A 20,277-nucleotide genomic window follows, 5' to 3' on the forward strand; every position below is an offset into this window, starting at 1 on the left:
GGAGAAAACTCGGAACTTGACCAAGGCCTGACCAGCCCAACATCGTCAAAGCCGGGTCAGTTCTTGATGGAAATCCTGGGTCAGCTCTCAGTGGAAATCAACAATCCCGACCAAGGCGAGGCGCGCGAGGAGTTGTCGGCCGAGTGCGAAGGCCCCGGCGCCGAGGATGGAATCGAGATCGGCTTCAACGCGAAGTATGCGACCGACGCGCTGGCGACCTTCGCAGGCGAGACGATCATCTTCTCGCTCGCAGATCCGGGCAGCCCGAGCCTCATCACCGACCCGTCCGATGCCACGCGACAGGTCGTCTTGATGCCGATGCGTGTCTGACGATGAACGTCCCGATCGAACAGCGCTGGACGCGCAAGCTTATCCGCAAGGCCGCCCGCCTGTGGAACGCCGGCAAGTCCGCATCCGAAGTCGCCCGCGCCATCGGCCGCACCCGCTGCGCCGTCCTCGGCGTCAGCCACCGCAACCGCCCGCTCTTCCAGCGCAAAGCCGAACCGAAGTTCCGTCGATGAACACTGCCATTCCAACCGCTTCGCAGGGAGGCAACCACTGATGCGCATGATCGAGATCCCTTCCGATAAGCTGAAGACGGTCGACGCCGGCTCGGCCGCAATCCTCCAGTGGGTCCGCATCGACCAGCTCGTGATCGACGACGACTATCAGCGCGAGCTGCAGCGCCAGAACTGGTCCGCGATCCGTCGCATCGCGGCGTCCTTCAAATGGTCGCGCTTTTCGCCTGTCTTCGTCGCGCCGGTCGAGGGCGGCAGGTTCGCCATCATCGACGGCCAGCATCGTACTCACGCGGCGGCCATGTGCGGCTTCGTCGAGGTGCCCTGCCAGATCGTCCAGATGACGAAGCAGGAACAGGCTGCCAGCTTCGCGGCGGTCAATGGCCTGGTCACGCGCGTCACACCTTGGAACATCTTCAAGGCCGCCAGCGCCGCCGGCGAGATTTGGGCCGTCGCATCCACGCAGGCCTGCGCCGACGCCGGCTGCCGCCTGATGGATCGGAATGCGACCACGTCCGACAAGAAGCCCGGTGAAGTGTTCTGCGTAAAGCTGATCAAGGGCTACGTGGACGCCGGGCACGCCGCCATGGTCACCCACGCTCTGCGCGGCCTGCGCAAGTCCGAATTCGGAAAGTCGGCCGAGGCCTACACGGCCGAGATCCTGAAGCCGTTCCTCTCGGCGCTGTCCGAACGTCCATGGCTGAGAAAGGCAAACGTCGACCTCGCCGACTTCCTCGACGAGTTCGACATCTATACCGCGATCGACCGCGCCGGCGAGTTCGTGAAGCGCAAGCGCCGCGAGGGTTTCGCCGACGTCTCGCGCTTCGACATCGTCAGCATCGAGATCGGTGAGGCCTTGGACAAGGCGCACCCGCAGCGCATCGCGCTCCCCGCGCCGAGGGCAGCATGAGCGCTCCACTGATCGCTGCCGCGACGGCGCTCGTGAAGGCCGTCCAGGCCGACAACTCGCACCACGGCGGCCTCATCACCCGCGACACGCTCCGGAAGAGCGACGAACTGCGGATCGAGGTGGCGAAGGTGGAGAGCCAACGATGAGCGCCGCCCTGGACGCCGTCACTTGGGCGCGAGACTACGCCCGCTCGATGGCCGAACAAGTGCGCGGCGGTAAGCGCGGAACCTCGGCCGAATTCTTCATTGCGAAAGCGGATGGCCTCGACAAGGCCATTGCTGCGCTCAAACCCACCGCCGCCCCCGCTTCGGGTGATGGGGGCGGTGACCTCGTCGCGTACATCCAGCGGCAATGGGCGTGGTCGCGCGAGACGTTCGGTCCCGCCCTTCGGACGAAAGGCGTCATCGATCATATCCGCAAGGAACTCGGCGAGATCGAGCGAGAGCCGCACGATCTATCGGAATGGGTCGATGTCATCATCTTGGCGATGGATGGCTTCTGGCGGCATGGCGGCAAGCCAGAGGACTTGCTGCCCCGCATGCAGGCGAAGCAGGACAAGAATTTCGCGCGGCAGTGGCCCGACTGGCGCACTATGAGCGAGGACAGCGCGATCGAGCATGATCGGTCGGAAGAGACCGTTGCCTATCGGTGTGCGTCCTGCGGAGCCTCCGATCCGGCACGCTTCGTTCGCTGCCTTCGCCAGGACTGCCCTGACGGTCGCGATCAAGCCCGCTCCCGCGCCAAAAGTGATGGGGATCAAACGGAGCGCCGGACATGAGCCGTCTATCCGACAGCCTCGCTTACCCGCCTCGCGGCATGGATCGATTCGAAGCCGCTCGTTACATCGGCATCGGCATTACGAAGTTCGACGAGCTCGTCGCTGATCACCGCATGCCGAAGCCGAAACGGATTGACGGTCGGGTCGTTTGGGATCGCATCCAACTGGACGCAGCCTTCAGTGAATTGCCCTCGACAGGCGACGCCGGCAACCGGATCGACGCCATCTTGTCGCGAGCACGGTAGCCGGCCTAGCGTGAACTCATGACCCAAGAGCATCCCGGCGCCACAAGCTTCAAAGATCGCCACGGGCACACCCGCTGGCGATATCGCCGGAAGCATAAAACGGTTTCGCTTCCCGGCGCACCGGGCGAACCAGAATTCGAAGAAGCCTACGCAGCCGCAGTCGAAGGGCGCGAGCGCAAGGTCGCCGAGGTCAGGCGGCATCCATCCGCTGCACTCCCGCGGACCTTCGGAGCCGCGTGGAGACTCGTTCTGGCCTCACCCGAATGGGTCCGGCTTGATCCTTCAACAAGGAAACATAACGTTACTCTAGCAGAGAACTTTCTCCATGATCGCGTCGATCCAGCGTTTCCGGATCTCTGGCGCGATGTCCCCGTCGCGGACTTTCGGCGCCGGCACATGAAGCTCGTTCTCAGTCGCAAGGCTTCGACGCCCCACACTGCAAAGCATCAGATGACCGCGATCCGACGCATGCTGAATGCGGCCATGGACGAGGAATGGATCGAGTTCGACCCGACCCTGCGGATGAACTGGCGGCCACCAACGACAGGCTTCCGCGCTTGGACCGACGAGGAGATCGAGGCCTTCGAAGCACGATGGTCTCCGGGCACAAACGCGCGCCTCGTCTTCGCCCTCGCCGTTTGGCTCGGCAATCGCCGTAGCGACATCGCCAATCTGAGATGGGATCAGAGACGCAAAGTCCGACTGACAATCGACAGCATGCAGCAGGAGGTCGACGTTTTCGATCTCCGGCAGATGAAAGGCGACAAGCGCCTGTTTGTGCCGGTGACGCCGATGCTGGAAGAAGTGCTGTCGGCGTCACCGGTGAAAGGTTCGACGATCCTGACGACCGCCTATGGCAAGCCGTTCTCTGCAAAGTCCCTCACCGGCCACATGGCTCTGTGGACGAAGGCTGCCGGCCTCGCGCCAGGCTGCACCATCCACGGGTTGCGTAAGACCCTTGGCCGCTTCCTTGCGGAGAGCGATGCGTCGACCCGCCAGCTGATGGACGTCCTCGGCCACGACAATATCGAGCACGCCGAACTCTACTCTCGCGACGCTCAGCAAATCCGTCTGGCGCACTCGGGAATGGCTAAGGTGGTGACCCTCCGAGGACGTGGCTAACCGGGTTGGCTAACCCTCGTGGCTAACCGTCTTCAAGCCTTTGCCACCAATGATTTGTGGTAGGCCCGGAGGGACTCGAACCCCCAACCAAGCGGTTATGAGCCGCCGGCTCTAACCATTGAGCTACAGGCCCGCCGGCCTGTTCCGTAGCGGAAAAGCTCAAGCGGCTCAAGGTGCGCGGCGCGCGCCCGGCGCGAGGTCCGGCGCGGGGCGGCGGGCGATCGGCGGTCCCTGGAGGGGATTTGGCCACATTCGGCGGCAATGGCTGTGCGGCCCACGGGCCGATGCCTGATCTTCGAGGAGCCTTCCATGAACCGTCCCCTTCTGCCGCTCTCTCCCGCGCGCGCCGGTCTTCGGCCCGGCCTTCTCGCGCTCGCCGTCCTTGCGCTCGCGCCGGCGGCCTTCGCTGAGGAGACGCCCACCGCGCCCGTGCGGCAGATCACGGTGACGGGGACGGGCGAGGCGAGCGCCAAGCCCGATCTCGCGACCACCGGCCTCACCGTTCTGCGCATCGCGCCGACCGCGGGCGAGGCGCTGACGGCGGCCAGCGCGGGAATGACGGAGGTCGTGGCGGCGATGAAGGCCCTCGGCGTCGAGCCGCGCGATCTCCAGACGAGCGGCTTCCAGATCACCCCGCAATATCGCTACGACGAGGGACAGGACGGCACCCGAAACCCGCCCGCCCTCACCGGCTACGAGGTGCGCAACACGCTCTCCGTCCGGATCCGCAATCTCGACACGATCGGCGCCCTGCTCGACAATGCCGTTTCGCTCGGCGTGAACGAGGGCAGCGGCATCCAGTTCACCATCGACGATCCCGCCGGCCTGCGCACCGAAGCGCGCAAGAAGGCCGTGGCGGACGCGCGGTCCACCGCCGAAACCCTCGCCGAGGCGGCGGGCGTCGCGCTCGGGCCGGTCGTCTCGATCGACGTCGCGGCCGACGCGATGCCTCCGATGCCGATGCCGATGTCGATGGCGCGCATGGAGATGGCCGCGCCCAAGGCCTCTTCCGACGGGGTCCCCGTCGAGGCGGGCGAGAGCACGGTCACGACGAACGTGCGCATCGTCTACGGGATCGCCGGCGGATCCTGACCGCCGGTCCGGCAACGGCAAAGGCGGCGCCTCGCGGCGCCGCCCTCGGTTTCACGCAGCGATTCCATCGGCCGATCCGGCCGCGCGGGGCTTTGCCGGTTCAGCGAACGCCCAGCACCGGGCAGCCGCGCTCCTGCGCGAAGCGCACCGAGACGAGACGGCCGCGCTTGAAGCCGTCCACCACGAGGCCGCGGCGGGTGTCGCGCACGACCTCCGGCCGGCGCAGGCCGAGGCGGCTCGCCTTGCGCAGCGCCTGGCCGGGCGCGCAGACGCCGTCGCGATCGTAGCGGCGCTCGCGGCGGTCCCGGCGGTCGTCGTAGCGATCGTCGTAGCGCTGGGCGAGACGCATGTCGGCGTCGGCGGTGGCGGCGATGGCGGGGCGACCCTCGGCGGCGGCGAAGGACGGCGTGACGAGGCCGAGCGAGGCGGCGGACAGGGCGCCGGCGGCGAGAAGGCTGCTTCTCAGGAACTTCAACATGGGGTGGTCTCCTTCCAGCGACGCGGACGTCCTCGTCCGCCGATGATGATGCGCATCCTGCCGGGATCAGGCTGAACGGCTGCGGAAGACGCCGTTCATCGCGCGTTCAGCCGTCCAGCACGGCCCCGAAAGACGCCTGCCCCAACGCGGACGGGGCGGCGCCGGATCCCGTCGCGAGAGCGTCGCATCGGTTGCCGGCTGCGCCGCAACGCTTGCGCAAGGCCGGCCGGGCCGGCTCGCTTCCTTCGCCGGCCGGGCCGGCTCGCTTCCTTCGCTGGACACGTCGCCCCGTCGCGGCGGGTCTCGTCGGCGCGGTATCCGACGGCGGGTGGTCGCCGGCCCGCGTCCGCCGCGCCATGTCCCGACCGGCCATGGCGCCGCGTCGTCATCGAGGCGACATCGCGCGGAAACGCTGCGGCGTTACGAGACGGTCGACCATCCTCCACCGGAGACCGATCCATGCCGACCGCCCTCGCCCGTCTTCTTCGTTCCAGCCTCTTTTGTCTCCTCGCCCGCATCCTCCTCACCTTCGTCTTCTGGGGAGCGGGTCTGGCCAAGGCGATCGATTTCGAGGGCGCAACGGCGGAGGTCGCCGGTTTCGGCCTTCAGCCGGCCGCCGCGATCAACGGCCTCGCCGTGGTGGTGCTTCTCGCCGGCTCGGCTCTCGTCATCCTCGACCGGATGGCCTGGCTCGGCCTCGGCGCCCTGGCGGTCTTCACGGCCCTCACCATTCCGCTCGTCCACCATTTCTGGACGATGGAGGGCGCGGAGGCGACCGCGCATTTCCACACCGCGACCGAGCATGTCACCGTCATCGGCGCGCTGATGATCGCGGCGATCCTGTCGCACCGCTTGGAAGAGGACGGGGTCGCCGACGAGGGATCGCCGCCCGCGGCGGTCCGCGCCGCCGCGTCCTGACGCCGTCGACCGGTCGATTCGCGACGAAGGCCGGCCGCGATCGGGTCGCGGCCGGCCTTCGTCGTCCGGCATTGGGTTGGATCGGTCCCGGTTCGGACGTCGAAGCGTCAGCTTCTGAACAGCGCCTCGCCCTGCTCGTCGATTAGTTGGCGGCCCTTGCGCAGGGCGCCCTGCGCCGCCTCGTCGGCGGTCTGGAACATGTCGGCCCGCACGAAGGCGTGCTCGCGGCGCTCGCCGCCGATCTCGCGCGACACCGTGCCGGCCAACCGGTACTGGCCGCCGTCGCGGATCGGCGTCGCCTGGATCAGGAACTCGCGATAGGCCTCCTGCGCCACCGGGGCCGACGGTTTGGGCGGCCCCTCCGGCTTCGCCGAACCGCCGCCGAAGAGCTTCTTCAGGAACGACATCGCCTCAGCTGTCCAGGAACGAGCGCAGCTTGCGCGACCGGCTCGGATGCTTCAGCTTGCGCAGGGCCTTGGCCTCGATCTGGCGGATGCGTTCGCGGGTTACCGAGAACTGCTGGCCGACCTCTTCGAGCGTGTGGTCGGTGTTCATCCCGATGCCGAAGCGCATGCGCAGCACGCGCTCCTCGCGCGGCGTCAGAGAGGCCAGAACGCGCGTCGTCGTCTCGCGCAGATTCGCCTGGATGGCCGCGTCGATCGGGAGGATCGCGTTCTTGTCCTCGATGAAATCGCCCAGATGCGAATCCTCCTCGTCGCCGACCGGCGTTTCGAGAGAGATCGGCTCCTTGGCGATCTTCAGGACCTTGCGGACCTTTTCCAGCGGCATGGCGAGCTTCTCGGCCAGCTCTTCCGGGGTCGGCTCGCGTCCGATCTCGTGGAGCATCTGGCGCGAGGTGCGCACGATCTTGTTGATCGTCTCGATCATATGGACCGGGATGCGGATCGTGCGGGCCTGATCGGCGATCGAGCGCGTGATCGCCTGACGGATCCACCAGGTCGCGTAGGTCGAGAACTTGTAGCCGCGGCGATACTCGAACTTGTCCACCGCCTTCATCAGGCCGATATTGCCCTCCTGGATGAGATCCAGGAACTGCAGGCCGCGGTTCGTGTACTTCTTGGCGATGGAGATCACGAGCCGGAGATTGGCCTCCACCATCTCCTTCTTGGCCTGCCGGGCCTCGCGCTCGCCCTTCTGCACCATGTGCACGATGCGGCGAAACTCGGTGATTTCGAGACCCGTCTCGGTCGCGAGGTTCTGGATCTCCTGGCGTAGATTGCGAATGCCGTCCTTCTCGCTCTGCACGAACTTCAGCCAGCCCTTGCCGGCGAGATTGGCGATGTGGCGCGTCCAGTTCGGGTCGAGCTCGGAGCCCTGGTAGCTCTTCAGGAACTCCTCGCGCTTCACGCCGTAGCTTTCGGCGAGGCGCAAGAGCTTGCCCTCGTTGCCGACGAGCCGCTTGTTGATGTCATAGAGCTGGGCGACGAGAGCGTCGATGCGGTTCTGGTTGAGCGACAGCGACTTCACCGCCGTGATCAGCTCTTCCTTCAGCTTCTTGTAGGACCGCTCCTGGCTGGGCGACAGCGTGCCGGTCGCCGCCAGCCGGTTCTCGACCTGCTGGTCCTGCAGCTTGCGCAGGCGCTTGTAGCTGTCCGCAATGAGGTCGAAGCACTCCATGACCTGAGGCCGGATCTCGGCCTCCATGGCCGCGAGCGACATCGAGTTCTCGAGATCGTCCTCGTCGTCTTCCTCCTCCTCGCCGAGCGCGCGCTCGCCGGGCAGGACGGGAGCGGCGGCGGCCGCTTCCCCCTCGCCTTCGCCGGGAACGGCGACGGCGGGCAGCTTGGCCTCGGGGCCGGCATAGGTCGCTTCGAGGTCGACGACCTCGCGGAGCATAATGTTGCCCTCGTTCAGCTCGTCGCGCCAGATGATGATGGCCTGGAAGGTCAGGGGGCTCTCGCAGAGGCCCGCGATCATCGTCTCGCGGCCGGCCTCGATGCGCTTGGCGATCGCGATCTCGCCCTCGCGGGACAGGAGCTCGACCGAGCCCATCTCGCGCAGATACATGCGGACCGGATCGTCCGTGCGGTCGGTGGCTTCCTTCTTGGGAGCGGTCGCGACGGCGGTGGGCCCAGCTTCGGTGAGCTCGCCGCCTTCCTTCTCGTCCGCTTCCTTCTCTTCCTCGCCGTCGGCCTCCTCTTCCTCGACGACGTTGATGCCCATGTCGTTCAACATGGCCATCGTGTCCTCGATCTGCTCGGAGGTCACGTCTTCGGAGGTCAGAACCGAATTCAGCTTGTCCATCGTGACGAAGCCGCGCTTCTTGGCGGCCTTGATCATCTTCTTGACAGCATCGTCCGACAGGTCGAGCAGAGGCCCGTCGGGCGTCTCCGGACGTTCCTCGACGGCCGTTTCGCTGTCCTTGGCCTTCGTCGCCATTCGTTTCCGTCTCCAGTTCGCGCGCCAAGCCCGCTGCAGTCCGAGCCGGCCGCGCAAGGCTGGGGCATCGCGTCCCTAAGCCTAGTCGCAGACCGTTAACGTCCGCTTAACCATAGTACCCATCGCCGCCAAGGCGGCTTCCTGTCCGATGGCGCATGTAAGAAGGCGCAGTATCAAACAATTTCAAGTTTGGCGTCGTCTAAAACACGTCGGGATGCCGTCCGCCGCCACAAATTTCATGGCAAGCGGCTCCCGGACAACGCTTCTGCACATCGATATCAATAGTCGGTATGCCGGCGATCCCGATCGGCGCCACGAACCGGCAATCGGGATGGCGTTTTGCTCAATAGCCCTTCGTCGCACGACCCGACAGGATTCCGAAGCCATCGATCAGCGCCTCGGTTCCGTTGGGGTCCTGCAGTTCGCGCTTGACCTCGACCACGTGGGCGAAGGCCTCGTCCGACAACTGGACGCCCAACGCTTCTTCCGCGTTGCGCAATTCCCTATTTAGGGATCGCGACCGATGGTGCAAGTGCAGGGCCTGGCGCAACGCCTCCCGGGCGTCCTCGGGCGCGGCTTCCGCGAGGAAGGTCCATTCGCGGCGCAGGCGCACCTCCGACTGATACGCCTCGAAGACATCGAGCAGGCCGCGTTCGGCCAGCGCCTTCAGGAGGATCTCGCGGTCGTGGACGGCCGATGCCGAGAGGATGTCCAGCACGGCGGAGCGCAACCGCGACAGATCGCCCTGCGGAATGTCGAGATCGGCGAAATATTCGAAGGCCTCCTCGAAGAGGACGGGATGGTTGATGAAGCCGACGACGATGGTCGTCTCGCGCAGCGCCGGGGCGGTCGCGGCGAGCGGCTTCAGGAGGCGCGATCGCGTCAGCCGGTCGGAGGCGACGACGCGCTTGGACGCGGAACCGAGCCGCGGCTCGTCGCGACCGCCGAACCGCCGCCCGCCCTCGCCCGCGCCGCCGTCCCGCCTCTGATGGCCACCCTTGCGGCCCTCGCCGCGTCCCGGCGCGCCGAAGAAGGCGCGCAGGCGCTGGTCGACGTCCTGGAGATAGTGTCGGCGGACGCTCTCGTCGCCGATCTGCCGCGTCAGACCCTTCAGCCGATGTTCCAGATCCGCGCGGCGTTCGGGCGTGTCGAAGGCGCCCCCCGCCGTCTCGCGCATCCAGAGGAGATCGGCGAGCGGACGCGCGCTGCCCAGCACGCCGCGGAACGCCTCCGCGCCCCGCTCGCGCACGAGATCGTCGGGGTCCTGACCGCCGTCGAGCAGCGCGAAGCGCAGCGAGCGACCGGGTTTCAAGGCCGGCAGAGCGACCTCGGCCGCCCGGTGCGCGGCTTTGAGGCCGGCCGGATCGCCGTCGAAGCAGAGGATCGGCTCGGGGGTGTTGCGCCAGAGAAGTTCGAGCTGGCGGTCGGTCAGCGCGGTGCCGAGCGGAGCGACCGCGTGCTCGAATCCCGCCTGCGCGATGGCGATGACGTCGAGATAGCCCTCGACGACGACGAGCGTTCCCGCCGCTTTCGCCGCCCGGCGGGCGCGCGCGATGTTGAAGAGCGTCGCGCCCTTCACGAAGACGTCCGTCTCGGGCGAATTGAGGTATTTGGCCGACACGTCCGAGGAGAGCGCCCGCCCGCCGAAGGCGATGACGCGCTCCTGCGCATCCTCGATCGGGAACATGATGCGGTCGCGGAACCGGTCGTAGGACACCGCGATGCCCTCTCCATGGACGACGAGCCCGGCCGCCTCGATCTCGGCCTTGCCGACGCCCTTGCCGGCGAGAAACTCCTTCAGCCTGTTGCGGCTGTCCGGTGCGTAGCCGATGCCGAAGAGCTTCTGCGTCTGCGGATGGATGCCGCGATCGCGCAGATAGGCGCGCGCCTTGGCGCCCTCCGGCTCCTGCAGCATCTGCTGGAAGAAGCCGGACGCAAGGCGCAGCGCATCGAGGATCGTGGCGCGCTTGTCGTCCCGCTTCTCGGCCTCGGGATCGCGCGCGGGCATTGGAAGCCCCGCTTCGCCGGCGAGCCGCTCCACGGCTTCGGGAAAGGACAGGCCCTCCGCCTCGACGAGGAAGCGGAAGTGATCGCCGGACGCGCCGCATCCGAAGCAATGGTAGCGGCCCTTGCGGTCCTCGCAGTGGAAGGACGGCGACTTCTCCGAATGGAACGGGCAGCAGGCCCAGAAATCGCCCTTGCCGCTCTGCGTCTTGCGACGGTCCCAGGTCACGCGCCGGCCGACGACGTCGGAGATCGGCACGCGGTCGCGGATGTCGTCGAGGAACTGGGGCGAGAAGCGCATGGTCTAGATCTAGGAGCGATGGGTCCGCCCCGCGAGGCGGATGCGGCTGGACCTCACCCTCTAGCAGAAAAGGCTAACGGAGTCTGGCATGTCTCGGAGACCGGAAGCCGCCGGGATGACGCGCCCATCCCACGCGCGACCGCGATTTCGCCTCACGCCCCCGTCAGCTGCCGCTTCACCACGCCGTTCGCCTTGCCGAAGTCCATCTGCCCGGCATGGCGTTCCTTGAGCGCGCCCATGACCCGGCCCATGTCCTTCATCCCGGCCGCGCCGAGGCCGGCGACGACCGCGGCGACGGCGGCCTCCATGCCGGCTTCGTCCATCTGCTGCGGCATGAAGCCGGCGATGACGGCGATCTCTTCCCGCTCCTTGGCAGCGAGCTCGGGCCTGGCGTTGTCCTCGTAGATCTTCGCCGATTCCTCGCGCTGCTTCACCATCTTGGTCAGGATCTGCGCGATCTCGTCGTCGGAGGCCGCCTCGCGGTTCTGCCCGCGATTGGCGATGTCCTTGTCCTTGATCGCGGCGTTGACGAGGCGGAGCGTGCTCGTGCGCACCTTGTCCTGCGACTTCATCGCATCCTTCAGGGCATCGGTGATCGCGGTGCGCATGGGGCATTCTCCGGGTCAAGTCGGGCGGCGGCGGCGGTCGATGCGGGGAACGCTCGACCGGCCACGCCGTTGGCGGGAGGTAGACGCGCGCAAAACCCTGCGCAAGAGACTTGCGGCCGGAGCCCGGAGCGGCGATATCGAGGTTCGACGACAGCCGGCCTTCGACCGAGCGTCCGTTCGCCTCGCGGCGGCCGGGCGTTTTCCGCGCGGGGGCCAGACGGGACCCAGGCGCCGCCGGCGGCGTCGCCCCGAACCGGCTGCGACCGGCGCCGATCCCAACGGTCGGCTTGAGGATTTGAGAGGCACGCCATGACCGAAGCCTGGACCACCCGCATCCCGACCGCGCTCCTGGTGCTCGCCGACGGCACCGTGATCGAGGGCGACGGCCTCGGCGCGACGGGAATCATCGAGGGAGAGGTTTGCTTCAACACCGCCCTCACCGGTTACCAGGAGATCCTGACGGACCCCTCCTATTCCCGGCAGATCGTCACCTTCACCTTCCCCCATATCGGCAATGTCGGCGCCAACGACGAGGATGCCGAGGATCTCGTGCCGGCCAATGCCTGCGGCGCGGTCGGCGCGATCTTCCGCGCCGAGGTCTCCTCGCCCTCCAACTACCGCTCCGCCGGCGATCTCGACGGCTGGCTGAAGAAGCGCGGCGTGATCGCGCTGTCGGGAATCGACACCCGCGCCCTCACCGCCCACATCCGCGAGCACGGCGCGCCCAACGCCGTCATCGCGCACGATCCCGGCGGGCAGTTCGACATCGAGGCGCTGAAGGCCCGTGCCCGCGGCTGGTCCGGTCTCGTCGGCCTCGATCTCGCCAAGGACGTCGCGGTCGGCCAGTCGGTCGTCTGGAACGAGAAGGCCTGGGTCTGGAACGAGGGCTTCGCCCGCGAGGAGGCCCCGCGCTACAAGATCGTCGCCATCGACTACGGCACCAAGCGCAACATCCTGCGCCTGATGGCGGATCGCGGCGCCGAGGTCATCCTGATGCCCGCGACCGCGACGGCCGAGGAGGTCATGGCGCACCAGCCGGACGGCGTGTTCCTGTCGAACGGCCCCGGCGATCCCGCCGCGACGGGCGACTACGCGGTGCCGACCATCCAGGGTCTGATGGAGACCGGCGTCCCGATGTTCGGGATCTGTCTCGGCCACCAGATGCTGGCGCTCGCGCTCGGCGGCAAGACCGAGAAGATGCACCAGGGCCATCACGGCGCGAATCATCCGGTCATGGATCACACCACCGGCAAGGTCGAGATCGTCTCGATGAACCATGGTTTCGCCGTGGAATCGGCGTCGCTGCCCGAGAGCGTCGAGGAAACGCATGTCTCGCTCTTCGACCGCTCGAATTGCGGCCTGCGCGTTCGCGACAAGCCGATCTTCTCCGTGCAGCACCATCCCGAGGCCTCGCCGGGGCCGCAGGATTCGCACTACCTGTTCGACCGGTTCTTCCGGATGATCGACGAGAAGCGCGAAGACGCCACCTGATCCAAGGTTCGGCCGATCGCCATCCCGAAGGGCTCTGCGCCGGAAGCGGCTGCGGAGCCTTTTTTCGTTCGGTCCGGGCCCGGCCGTGCGGCGGCCGTGCCAAGGGCCGAAAAAACTTCGTCGGCTGACCTTCACCACCCCTTGATTGTGACACGGCGAGGCGTTTTCTCGTCGGACGATGCCCGCTCTCCGGCGGGCCCGTTCCGCAGGAAGGTCCGCCATGAAGCCCGACGAGTTTCGCAGCTGGCGCAAGAGCCTCGGCTGGAAGCAGAAGGACGCGGCCGAGCGTCTGGGGCTGAAGAAGCGGGTCATCCAGTATTACGAGAAGGGCGACCGCGACGGGAAGAGCGTGGCGATCCCGACCTCGGTCGAGCTTGCCTGCCTCGCCCTCGCCCTCGGGCACGAAACCTACGACGCCGAGATGGCCGCACGCGCCATCGAGCAGCGCACCGCTCGCGGGCCCGCCCTGCCGCCGGGGGACGACGAGGCACCGCTGTCGGCGGTCGCGGATCTCGACGGCGCCTCCCGGCCCGACGGCGCGATGGGTGATCCGTCGGCCGGCGAAGCTGGCGGCCACGGCTGATCCGATCCGGGCCGGCGGCCACCCGCGCAAGCGAACGGTGCGGGAATCGCAACGGCCCGTCTCCCGGCCCTTTCCCGGCGCGGTGCTTTTGCCTATAAGCCGGTCCTAGCCTGACGAACCGTCCCCTGCCCACCGGCCGCGAGCCTCCTCCGCGACCGGGTTTTGGCGCGCGGCGATGCTAGAAGACGAAAGACCGCCATGCCCAAGCGCACCGACCTGTCCTCCATCCTCATCATCGGCGCGGGTCCGATCATCATCGGGCAGGCCTGCGAGTTCGACTATTCCGGCACCCAGGCCTGCAAGGCGCTGAAGGCGGAAGGCTACCGGATCATCCTCGTCAATTCCAATCCGGCGACGATCATGACCGACCCGGATCTCGCCGACGCCACCTATATCGAGCCGATCACGCCCGAGGTCGTCGCCAAGATCATCGAGAAGGAGCGACCCGACGCGATCCTTCCGACCATGGGCGGCCAGACCGCGCTGAACACGGCGCTGTCCCTCAAGAGAATGGGCGTCCTCGACAAGTACCATGTCGAGATGATCGGCGCGGATGCCGCCGCGATCGACATGGCCGAGGACCGCGCCCTCTTCCGCGAGGCGATGAAGCGGATCGGTCTGGAGACGCCGAAGTCGCTGCTCGCCAACGCGACCGAGGCCAAGAAGGTCGACCGGCACGCCCACGAGGAAAAGAAGGCGGCCCTCGTCGCCGCGACGCCCGAGGGCGAGGCGCGCGACAAGGCGCTGGCCGCGCTCGAATCCGACTGGCTCGGCGGCGAGGTCGAGCGCAAGCAGCGCTACATGACGCGCGCGCTCGCCGCCGCCGCCGAGGCGCTCGACGAGGTCGGCCTTCCCGCCATCATCCGTCCGTCCTTCACGATGGGCGGAACCGGCGGCGGCATCGCCTACAATCGCGGGGAGTTCTTCGAGATCGTCGAAGGCGGCCTCGACGCCTCGCCGACGACCGAGGTCCTTATCGAGGAGAGCGTTCTGGGTTGGAAGGAGTACGAGATGGAGGTCGTCCGCGACAAGGCGGACAATTGCATCATCGTCTGCTCCATCGAGAACATCGATCCGATGGGCGTCCACACCGGCGACTCGATCACCGTCGCGCCGGCCCTGACGCTGACGGACAAGGAATACCAGATTATGCGCAACGCCTCGATCGCGGTCCTGCGCGAGATCGGCGTCGAGACCGGCGGGTCGAACGTGCAGTTCGCGGTCAACCCGGAAAACGGTCGCCTCGTCGTCATCGAGATGAACCCGCGCGTGTCGCGCTCCTCCGCGCTCGCCTCGAAGGCGACGGGCTTTCCCATCGCCAAGATCGCGGCCAAGCTCGCCGTCGGCTTCACGCTGGACGAGCTCGACAACGACATCACGGGCGGCGCGACGCCGGCCTCCTTCGAGCCCTCGATCGACTACGTCGTCACCAAGATCCCGCGCTTCGCCTTCGAGAAGTTTCCGGGCGCCTCGCCCATCCTCACCACCGCCATGAAATCGGTCGGCGAGGTCATGGCGATCGGCCGCACCTTCCAGGAATCCCTGCAGAAGGCCCTTCGCGGCCTGGAGACCGGCCTCACCGGCCTCGACGAGATCGAGATCCCCGGCCTTCGCGGGAATCAGAACGACGACCGCAACGCCATCCGCGCCGCGCTGGGAACGCCGACGCCCGATCGCCTGCGCATGGTCGCCCAGGCGATCCGCATGGGCACCTCGCTCCACGAGGTGCATCAGATGTGCCGGATCGACCCGTGGTTCCTCGAACAGATCGACGGCATCATCCAGATGGAGGCCCGCGTGCGCGAGCACGGGCTGCCGCAGGACGCTGCCAATCTCCGCCATCTCAAATCGATGGGCTTCTCCGACGCCCGCCTCGCCTCGCTGACCAAGCGCGACGCGGTCGAGGTCTCGCGCCTTCGCGAGCGGCTCGACGTCCATCCCGTCTACAAGCGCATCGACACCTGCGCGGCCGAATTCGCCTCGCCCACGCCCTACATGTACTCGACCTACGAGACGCCCTTCGCCGGCTCGCTGCGCTCGGAAGCGGACGTCTCGACCGCCAAGAAGGTCGTCATCCTCGGCGGCGGACCGAACCGGATCGGCCAGGGCATCGAGTTCGACTATTGCTGCTGCCACGCGGCCTTCGCCCTTCGGGACGCCGGCTACGAGGCGATCATGGTCAATTGCAATCCCGAGACCGTCTCGACCGACTACGACACGTCCGACCGGCTCTATTTCGAGCCGCTGACGGCCGAGGACGTCCTGGAGATCCTGCGCGCGGAGAAGGCGCAGGGCACGCTGCACGGCGTGATCGTGCAGTTCGGCGGGCAGACCCCGCTGAAACTCGCGGAAGCCCTGGAGAAGGCCGGTATCCCGATTCTCGGCACCTCGCCCGACATGATCGATCTCGCCGAGGACCGCGACCGCTTCCAGAAGCTCCTGATGAAGCTCGGCCTTGCGCAGCCGCGCAACGGCATCGCCCATTCGGTCGAACAGGCCCGCACCGTCGCCGGCGAACTCGGCTTCCCGCTCGTCGTGCGCCCGTCCTACGTGCTCGGCGGCCGCGCCATGCAGATCATCCACGACGAGGGCATGCTGCAGTCCTATCTTCTCGACACGGTGCCGGGCCTGGTGCCGGAGGAGATCAAGCAGAAGTATCCGAACGACAAGACCGGGCAGATCAACACGCTTCTCGGCAAGAACCCGCTCCTCTTCGACACCTACCTGACCGACGCGATCGAGGTCGACGTCGACTGCCTCTGCGACGGCTCCGACACCTATGTCTCCGGCATCATGGAGCATATCGAGGAAGCCGGCATCCATTCGGGCGACAGCGCCTGCTCGCTGCCCGTCCATTCGCTCTCGCATTCGATCGTGGAGGAGCTTGAGCGCCAGACCTCCGCGCTCGCCCGCGCGCTCCATGTCGGCGGATTGATGAACGTGCAGTACGCGATCAAGGACGGCACGATCTTCGTCCTCGAAGTGAACCCGCGCGCGTCGCGCACCGTGCCCTTCGTCGCCAAGACGATCGGCCGTCCGATCGCCAAGATCGCGGCCCGCATCATGGCCGGCGAATCGCTGGAGCAGGCCTTCGCGCCCTATGGCGGCAAGATCGACCCCAAATCGATCCGCCATGTCGCCGTGAAGGAGGCGGTGTTCCCCTTCGCGCGCTTCCCCGGCGTCGACATCCTGCTCGGACCGGAGATGAAGTCGACCGGCGAGGTCATGGGTCTCGACCGCGACTTCGCCATCGCCTTCGCCAAGGCCCAGCTTGGCGCGGGCGTCGACCTGCCGCGCCACGGCGCGCTCTTCGTGTCCGTGCGCGACGAGGACAAGGACGGCATGCTGCCCGCGGTGAAGCGCCTCGCCGATCTCGGCTTCAAGGTGCTCGCCACCTCGGGCACCGCGCGCTTCCTCGGCGAGAACGGCATCCCCGCGCAGAAGATCAACAAGGTCCTGGAAGGGCGTCCGCACATCGAGGACGCGATCCGCAACAGCCGGGTCCAGATCGTCTTCAACACGACGGACGGGCAGAAGGCGGTCTCCGATTCCAAGTCGCTCCGCCGCGCGACGCTGATGCACCGCGTGCCCTATTTCACGACCCTCGCGGGGATGACGTCGGCCTCGGAGGCGATCGAGGCGCTGAAGGCCGGAAGCCTTGAAGTGCGCTCGCTCCAGTCCTACTTCACCACCGCCTGAACGACGGCTCCGCGGCCGGCGGCGATGCCTTCGCGCGTCGTCGCAGCCGCGACCGCGACCGGCATTTGACAGGGCGGCCCGGCGGCAGCATCTTCGCGTCTCGCAAGGGACGCGAGCGCCCCCGCGAACGATCATGAAACCGGTTCCGACGCCCTTCGGCGTGCGGGACCCTTTCTTCTTTTGGCCGGGGCTCATCCCCGGTTCCTTCCGACCGGGGCAACCCGGCATAGAGACACGAGGGGTGCCGGCCGGATGGCCGACGCCTCGGAAAGGTTGAGGGCATGGATAAGGTCCCGATGACGAGCGCCGGCTTCGAAACGCTGAAGGAGGAGCTGCGCCGCCGCCAACAGGAAGAGCGTCCGCGCATCATCGCCGCGATCTCGGAAGCGCGCGCCCATGGCGATCTCTCGGAGAATGCCGAGTATCACGCGGCCAAGGAATCGCAGAGCCTCAACGAGGGCCGCATCGCCGAGCTCGAGGACTACACGGCCCGCGCCGAGGTCATCGACGTCTCGAAGCTGTCCGGTGAGAAGGTCAAGTTCGGCGCCACCGTCAAGCTCGTCGACGAGGACACCGAGGAGGAGAAGGTCTACCAGATCGTCGGCGACCAGGAAGCCGACGTGAAGAAGGGCCGCATCTCCATCTCCTCGCCCATTGCCCGCGCCCTCATCGGCAAGGGCGAAGGCGACACGGTCGAAGTCGCCGCCCCCGGCGGCGCCCGCAGCTACGAGATCATCGAGCTGCGCTGGGGCTGAGAGGTGACGACGAGGTTCGAGTGCGATCCCGCCAAGAGCGCGTCGAACCTCGTCAAGCACGGCATCGATGTCGAGGAAGCGAAGCGGCTTTGGCAGGATCCTCGCTTCTTCGTTTCATCGCCGAAACGGAAGCGGAACGGCGCTGCATGGGAATCGGACGGCTCGACGACATACAGGAGACGGCCGTCTCTTCGCACCGCGCCGGACGGCTCGGACTGATATCGGGCCAGCCGATGTCTCTCGCGCCATGAATCCGCGCGACATCGACGTGATCGCGCCCAACTTCAAGCGGCGGCTCTCCGGCGTCACGTCCACCATCATCCAGCTCGTTCCGCTCCAGGCGAAGTCCCTCGGCATCGCCGTTCTCGGACCCGGACTTCCCGCCGACCTCCCGCGCCTGCGATTTCGTCAGCTGCCGCGTCTCTGGACGCGGCCGAACGGTCGCCCGTTCCGCCTCTTCCACGCCCGCCGCAATGTCGAGATGCTCTTCGGCGTCGTTCTGCGCGATGCCTTGCGCATGCCGCTCCGCCTCGTCTTCACCTCCGCCTCGCAGCGGCGGCACACCGGCTGGACGCGATTCCTGATCCGCCGCATGGACGCCGTCATCGCGACGAGCGGGAAGACGGCGGCCTATCTGCAGGGTCCCGCCACCACGATCCGCCACGGCATCGACACGGACCGCTTTTCACCGCCGGCCGACCCGGCCGCGGCGAAGGCCGCGCTCGGTCTCGATCCCGCCATGCGCTATGTCGGCTGCTTCGGTCGTGTGCGGCACCAGAAGGGCACGGATCTCTTCGTCGACGCGATGATCCGCCTCCTCCCGGCCCATCCCGGCTGGTCCGCGCTCGTCGCCGGCCGCGCCACCGCCGAGCATCTCGGCTTCGAGGCCGACCTGAAGGCGCGGGTCGCGCGGGCGGGCCTGTCCGACCGCATCCTCTTCGTCGGCGAGCACCGGGATATCGACCGCTGGTACAAGGCCCTCTCGCTCTTCGTCGCCCCGCAGCGCTGGGAGGGTTTCGGCCTGACGCCGCTGGAGGCCATGGCGAGCGGCGTGCCGGTGATCGCCAGGGATGTCGGCGCCTTTTCCGAACTCGTTCCCGACGGCGTCACCGGCCGGATCGTCGCGCCGGGCGATCCGGACGCGATGACGGACGCCATCGGCGGAGTGCTGGCGAACGAGAGGTTCCTGGCCGATGCCGGGGCGGCGGCGCTCGTCCATGTCCGGGCCGCCTTCCCGCTATCGCGCGAGGTCGAGGAACTTCGCGCCGTCTACGAGCGGGTGTGGCGCGAAGCTTGAGGTTGGAGCCGGCGGCTTGCCGAAGCCTTGGAGAAGGTGCTTGTTCCCATCGCCCGACGGCCCCCCTCTGTCCTGCCGGACATCTCCCCCTCAAGGGGGGAGATCGGCAGTTCGGCGAACTGTTTCCCATGCCAACGGCCGAAGACGCCGACGCGTCGACCTTTGACGAGATGGTTCGGAGACGACTTCACCGAGACGGATCTCCCCCCTTGAGGGGAAGATGCCGGCAGGCAGAGGGGGGCGCGACACATGCTGCCCTCAAACATCGTCATCGTCGCGCAGCCCCGCCAGCGCCGCCTCCATCTCCGCCTTCGCCACGTCGACTCGCCGGTATCGGCGCCCGAAGAGGCGCATCAAGTGATCGCCGGCGAGCGCGATCTGCGTGCCGAGGCGTCGGGCGTGGAAGGGAAGGTTCTCCACCGAGATCGTCAGCCGCTTTCGAGGAGCCTGGATCGCGGTCGCCCATCCCGCCGGCACCGCCAGTCCCTGCGCGGCGAGGAGATGGAGCTGCATGCCGAGCGCCGGCTCGATCTGGAACGAGGCGAGCGCCCGGAACTGGTGCAGGAAGGCATCCACCGGAGCCGCGCCCCGCTCGGCGCGATCGAGGAGCTTTCTCGCCCCCGCCGGCCACAGCACGTAGGCGGCCGAGCCGGATTTGTCGCGGTGAAGGCGGAGGAGCCCCGCGCCCTGCGTGATCGGCTTCGCTTCGCGGCCGACGAACCGCCGGCGGCCGAAGCTTTCGAGGTTCACGAGGTCGACGTCCTCCAGCGCCGCCATCGCCGGCAGGAGCCTCGGCAGGCGCGGCGAGAGAACGACGTCGTCTTCGAGAACCAGAACCGGCTCTGCGCCGGACGCGACCTGTCGCCAGATGCCGTGATGGGAGAGGAAGCAGCCGAGTTCGGGACGCGTCAGAGGACGCTCCCAGGACCGGCCGAGCCGCGCCACGTCGCTCTCCGAGATGGCCGGGGCCTCGACGGCGGGAACCCGCTCGAAGCCGAGGCCCAGCCGTTCGGCCTGGCGCTCCATGAAGGCGCGGCGGTCGGCCGCGCGGTCGAGATTGATGAAGACGGCCCGCATG

19 protein-coding genes, 1 tRNA gene and 1 pseudogene are annotated in these 20,277 nt (G+C 67.4%); 14 read left to right on the top strand and 7 right to left on the bottom strand.

What is annotated here, in order from left to right:
• From ASG43_RS16470 to ASG43_RS22300, 7 genes and pseudogenes are all read left to right on the top strand, one after another.
• Positions 1-330, top strand: a pseudogene (locus tag ASG43_RS16470) (hypothetical protein); the annotation flags it as partial.
• Positions 331-332: 2 nt separating this feature from the next.
• The gene (locus ASG43_RS16475; protein ID WP_056507490.1) at positions 333-521 is read left to right on the top strand and encodes a hypothetical protein; all 189 of its coding nucleotides are present in this window, start codon (positions 333-335) and stop codon (positions 519-521) included.
• Positions 522-561: 40 nt separating this feature from the next.
• Entirely contained in the window at positions 562-1,428 is an 867-nt protein-coding gene (locus ASG43_RS16480; RefSeq protein WP_056507493.1) for a ParB/RepB/Spo0J family partition protein, read from the top strand.
• Positions 1,425-1,574 carry a hypothetical protein gene (locus ASG43_RS22915; RefSeq protein WP_156386750.1) on the top strand — a complete coding sequence of 50 codons (150 nt, stop codon included), beginning with the start codon at positions 1,425-1,427 and terminating at the stop codon, positions 1,572-1,574. The genes ASG43_RS16480 and ASG43_RS22915 overlap by 4 nt, the downstream gene beginning before the upstream one ends.
• The gene (locus tag ASG43_RS22295) at positions 1,571-2,206 is read left to right on the top strand and encodes a dATP/dGTP pyrophosphohydrolase domain-containing protein (protein WP_244488135.1); all 636 of its coding nucleotides are present in this window, start codon (positions 1,571-1,573) and stop codon (positions 2,204-2,206) included. The genes ASG43_RS22915 and ASG43_RS22295 overlap by 4 nt, the downstream gene beginning before the upstream one ends.
• Positions 2,203-2,451, top strand: a complete 249-nt coding sequence (locus tag ASG43_RS16490; protein ID WP_056507497.1) for a hypothetical protein — start codon at positions 2,203-2,205, stop codon at positions 2,449-2,451. The genes ASG43_RS22295 and ASG43_RS16490 overlap by 4 nt, the downstream gene beginning before the upstream one ends.
• Positions 2,452-2,469: 18 nt before the next feature.
• Entirely contained in the window at positions 2,470-3,573 is a 1,104-nt protein-coding gene (locus ASG43_RS22300) for a tyrosine-type recombinase/integrase (RefSeq protein WP_082490997.1), read from the top strand.
• 57 nt (positions 3,574-3,630) lie between these two features.
• Here the strand turns inward: ASG43_RS22300 and ASG43_RS16500 are convergent.
• A tRNA-Ile gene (locus tag ASG43_RS16500) sits at positions 3,631-3,706 on the bottom strand.
• Between the two features lie 176 nt (positions 3,707-3,882).
• On the opposite strand from ASG43_RS16500, the gene ASG43_RS16505 reads away from it, so the two are divergent.
• Positions 3,883-4,665, top strand: a complete 783-nt coding sequence (locus ASG43_RS16505) for an SIMPL domain-containing protein (RefSeq protein WP_056507861.1) — start codon at positions 3,883-3,885, stop codon at positions 4,663-4,665.
• A gap of 100 nt (positions 4,666-4,765) precedes the next feature.
• Here ASG43_RS16505 and ASG43_RS16510 read toward each other — a convergent pair whose 3' ends face one another.
• Positions 4,766-5,143 carry a hypothetical protein gene (locus ASG43_RS16510; protein ID WP_056507500.1) on the bottom strand — a complete coding sequence of 126 codons (378 nt, stop codon included), beginning with the start codon at positions 5,141-5,143 and terminating at the stop codon, positions 4,766-4,768.
• A gap of 459 nt (positions 5,144-5,602) precedes the next feature.
• Between ASG43_RS16510 and ASG43_RS16515 the strand changes: the two genes are divergently transcribed.
• A complete protein-coding gene (locus tag ASG43_RS16515; RefSeq protein WP_056507504.1) occupies positions 5,603-6,061 on the top strand; it encodes a DoxX family protein in 459 nt (152 codons plus the stop codon).
• Positions 6,062-6,168: 107 nt separating this feature from the next.
• On the opposite strand, the gene ASG43_RS16520 is transcribed toward ASG43_RS16515, so the two are convergent.
• The 4 genes from ASG43_RS16520 to ASG43_RS16535 all read right to left on the bottom strand — a co-directional run bounded on the left by ASG43_RS16520 (position 6,169) and on the right by ASG43_RS16535 (position 11,374).
• Positions 6,169-6,468: an HlyU family transcriptional regulator gene (locus ASG43_RS16520; RefSeq protein ID WP_056507506.1), complete on the bottom strand. Its 300-nt coding sequence runs from the start codon at positions 6,466-6,468 to the stop codon at positions 6,169-6,171.
• Between the two features lie 4 nt (positions 6,469-6,472).
• Positions 6,473-8,461 (bottom strand): RNA polymerase sigma factor RpoD, encoded by a 1,989-nt coding sequence (gene rpoD, locus ASG43_RS16525; RefSeq protein WP_056507507.1) that lies wholly within the window; start codon positions 8,459-8,461, stop codon positions 6,473-6,475.
• Positions 8,462-8,804: 343 nt separating this feature from the next.
• A complete protein-coding gene (gene dnaG, locus ASG43_RS16530) occupies positions 8,805-10,766 on the bottom strand; it encodes a DNA primase (RefSeq protein WP_056507509.1) in 1,962 nt (653 codons plus the stop codon).
• A 152-nt stretch (positions 10,767-10,918) separates the two neighbouring features.
• A complete protein-coding gene (locus ASG43_RS16535) occupies positions 10,919-11,374 on the bottom strand; it encodes a GatB/YqeY domain-containing protein (RefSeq protein ID WP_056507511.1) in 456 nt (151 codons plus the stop codon).
• 309 nt (positions 11,375-11,683) lie between these two features.
• On the opposite strand from ASG43_RS16535, the gene carA reads away from it, so the two are divergent.
• From carA to ASG43_RS16565, 5 genes are all read left to right on the top strand, one after another.
• Positions 11,684-12,865, top strand: a complete 1,182-nt coding sequence (gene carA / locus ASG43_RS16540) for a glutamine-hydrolyzing carbamoyl-phosphate synthase small subunit (RefSeq protein ID WP_056507513.1) — start codon at positions 11,684-11,686, stop codon at positions 12,863-12,865.
• Between the two features lie 220 nt (positions 12,866-13,085).
• Positions 13,086-13,448, top strand: coding sequence for a helix-turn-helix transcriptional regulator (locus tag ASG43_RS22305; protein WP_082490998.1), 363 nt, complete (start codon positions 13,086-13,088; stop codon positions 13,446-13,448).
• 198 nt (positions 13,449-13,646) lie between these two features.
• Positions 13,647-17,147: a carbamoyl-phosphate synthase large subunit gene (gene carB, locus ASG43_RS16550; RefSeq protein ID WP_056507515.1), complete on the top strand. Its 3,501-nt coding sequence runs from the start codon at positions 13,647-13,649 to the stop codon at positions 17,145-17,147.
• Between the two features lie 281 nt (positions 17,148-17,428).
• The gene (greA, locus tag ASG43_RS16555) at positions 17,429-17,902 is read left to right on the top strand and encodes a transcription elongation factor GreA (protein ID WP_056507516.1); all 474 of its coding nucleotides are present in this window, start codon (positions 17,429-17,431) and stop codon (positions 17,900-17,902) included.
• 247 nt (positions 17,903-18,149) lie between these two features.
• A complete protein-coding gene (locus tag ASG43_RS16565; protein ID WP_056507519.1) occupies positions 18,150-19,199 on the top strand; it encodes a glycosyltransferase family 4 protein in 1,050 nt (349 codons plus the stop codon).
• Positions 19,200-19,457: 258 nt separating this feature from the next.
• On the opposite strand, the gene ASG43_RS16570 is transcribed toward ASG43_RS16565, so the two are convergent.
• Positions 19,458-20,276, bottom strand: a complete 819-nt coding sequence (locus ASG43_RS16570; RefSeq protein WP_056507520.1) for a glycosyltransferase family 25 protein — start codon at positions 20,274-20,276, stop codon at positions 19,458-19,460.
• Between the last annotated feature and the right edge of the window lies 1 nt (position 20,277).

Source organism: Aureimonas sp. Leaf454 (genome assembly GCF_001424685.1).
GTDB lineage: Bacteria > Pseudomonadota > Alphaproteobacteria > Rhizobiales > Rhizobiaceae > Plantimonas.

Coding starts and splice junctions, on each gene's coding strand:
- ASG43_RS16475 (WP_056507490.1), top strand. CDS start 333: ATGAACGTCCCGATCGAACAGCGCTGGACGCGCAAGCTTATCCGCAAG.
- ASG43_RS16480 (WP_056507493.1), top strand. CDS start 562: ATGCGCATGATCGAGATCCCTTCCGATAAGCTGAAGACGGTCGACGCC.
- ASG43_RS22915 (WP_156386750.1), top strand. CDS start 1,425: ATGAGCGCTCCACTGATCGCTGCCGCGACGGCGCTCGTGAAGGCCGTC.
- ASG43_RS22295 (WP_244488135.1), top strand. CDS start 1,571: ATGAGCGCCGCCCTGGACGCCGTCACTTGGGCGCGAGACTACGCCCGC.
- ASG43_RS16490 (WP_056507497.1), top strand. CDS start 2,203: ATGAGCCGTCTATCCGACAGCCTCGCTTACCCGCCTCGCGGCATGGAT.
- ASG43_RS22300 (WP_082490997.1), top strand. CDS start 2,470: ATGACCCAAGAGCATCCCGGCGCCACAAGCTTCAAAGATCGCCACGGG.
- ASG43_RS16505 (WP_056507861.1), top strand. CDS start 3,883: ATGAACCGTCCCCTTCTGCCGCTCTCTCCCGCGCGCGCCGGTCTTCGG.
- ASG43_RS16510 (WP_056507500.1), bottom strand. CDS start 5,143: ATGTTGAAGTTCCTGAGAAGCAGCCTTCTCGCCGCCGGCGCCCTGTCC.
- ASG43_RS16515 (WP_056507504.1), top strand. CDS start 5,603: ATGCCGACCGCCCTCGCCCGTCTTCTTCGTTCCAGCCTCTTTTGTCTC.
- ASG43_RS16520 (WP_056507506.1), bottom strand. CDS start 6,468: ATGTCGTTCCTGAAGAAGCTCTTCGGCGGCGGTTCGGCGAAGCCGGAG.
- rpoD (WP_056507507.1), bottom strand. CDS start 8,461: ATGGCGACGAAGGCCAAGGACAGCGAAACGGCCGTCGAGGAACGTCCG.
- dnaG (WP_056507509.1), bottom strand. CDS start 10,766: ATGCGCTTCTCGCCCCAGTTCCTCGACGACATCCGCGACCGCGTGCCG.
- ASG43_RS16535 (WP_056507511.1), bottom strand. CDS start 11,374: ATGCGCACCGCGATCACCGATGCCCTGAAGGATGCGATGAAGTCGCAG.
- carA (WP_056507513.1), top strand. CDS start 11,684: ATGACCGAAGCCTGGACCACCCGCATCCCGACCGCGCTCCTGGTGCTC.
- ASG43_RS22305 (WP_082490998.1), top strand. CDS start 13,086: ATGAAGCCCGACGAGTTTCGCAGCTGGCGCAAGAGCCTCGGCTGGAAG.
- carB (WP_056507515.1), top strand. CDS start 13,647: ATGCCCAAGCGCACCGACCTGTCCTCCATCCTCATCATCGGCGCGGGT.
- greA (WP_056507516.1), top strand. CDS start 17,429: ATGGATAAGGTCCCGATGACGAGCGCCGGCTTCGAAACGCTGAAGGAG.
- ASG43_RS16565 (WP_056507519.1), top strand. CDS start 18,150: ATGAATCCGCGCGACATCGACGTGATCGCGCCCAACTTCAAGCGGCGG.
- ASG43_RS16570 (WP_056507520.1), bottom strand. CDS start 20,276: ATGCGGGCCGTCTTCATCAATCTCGACCGCGCGGCCGACCGCCGCGCC.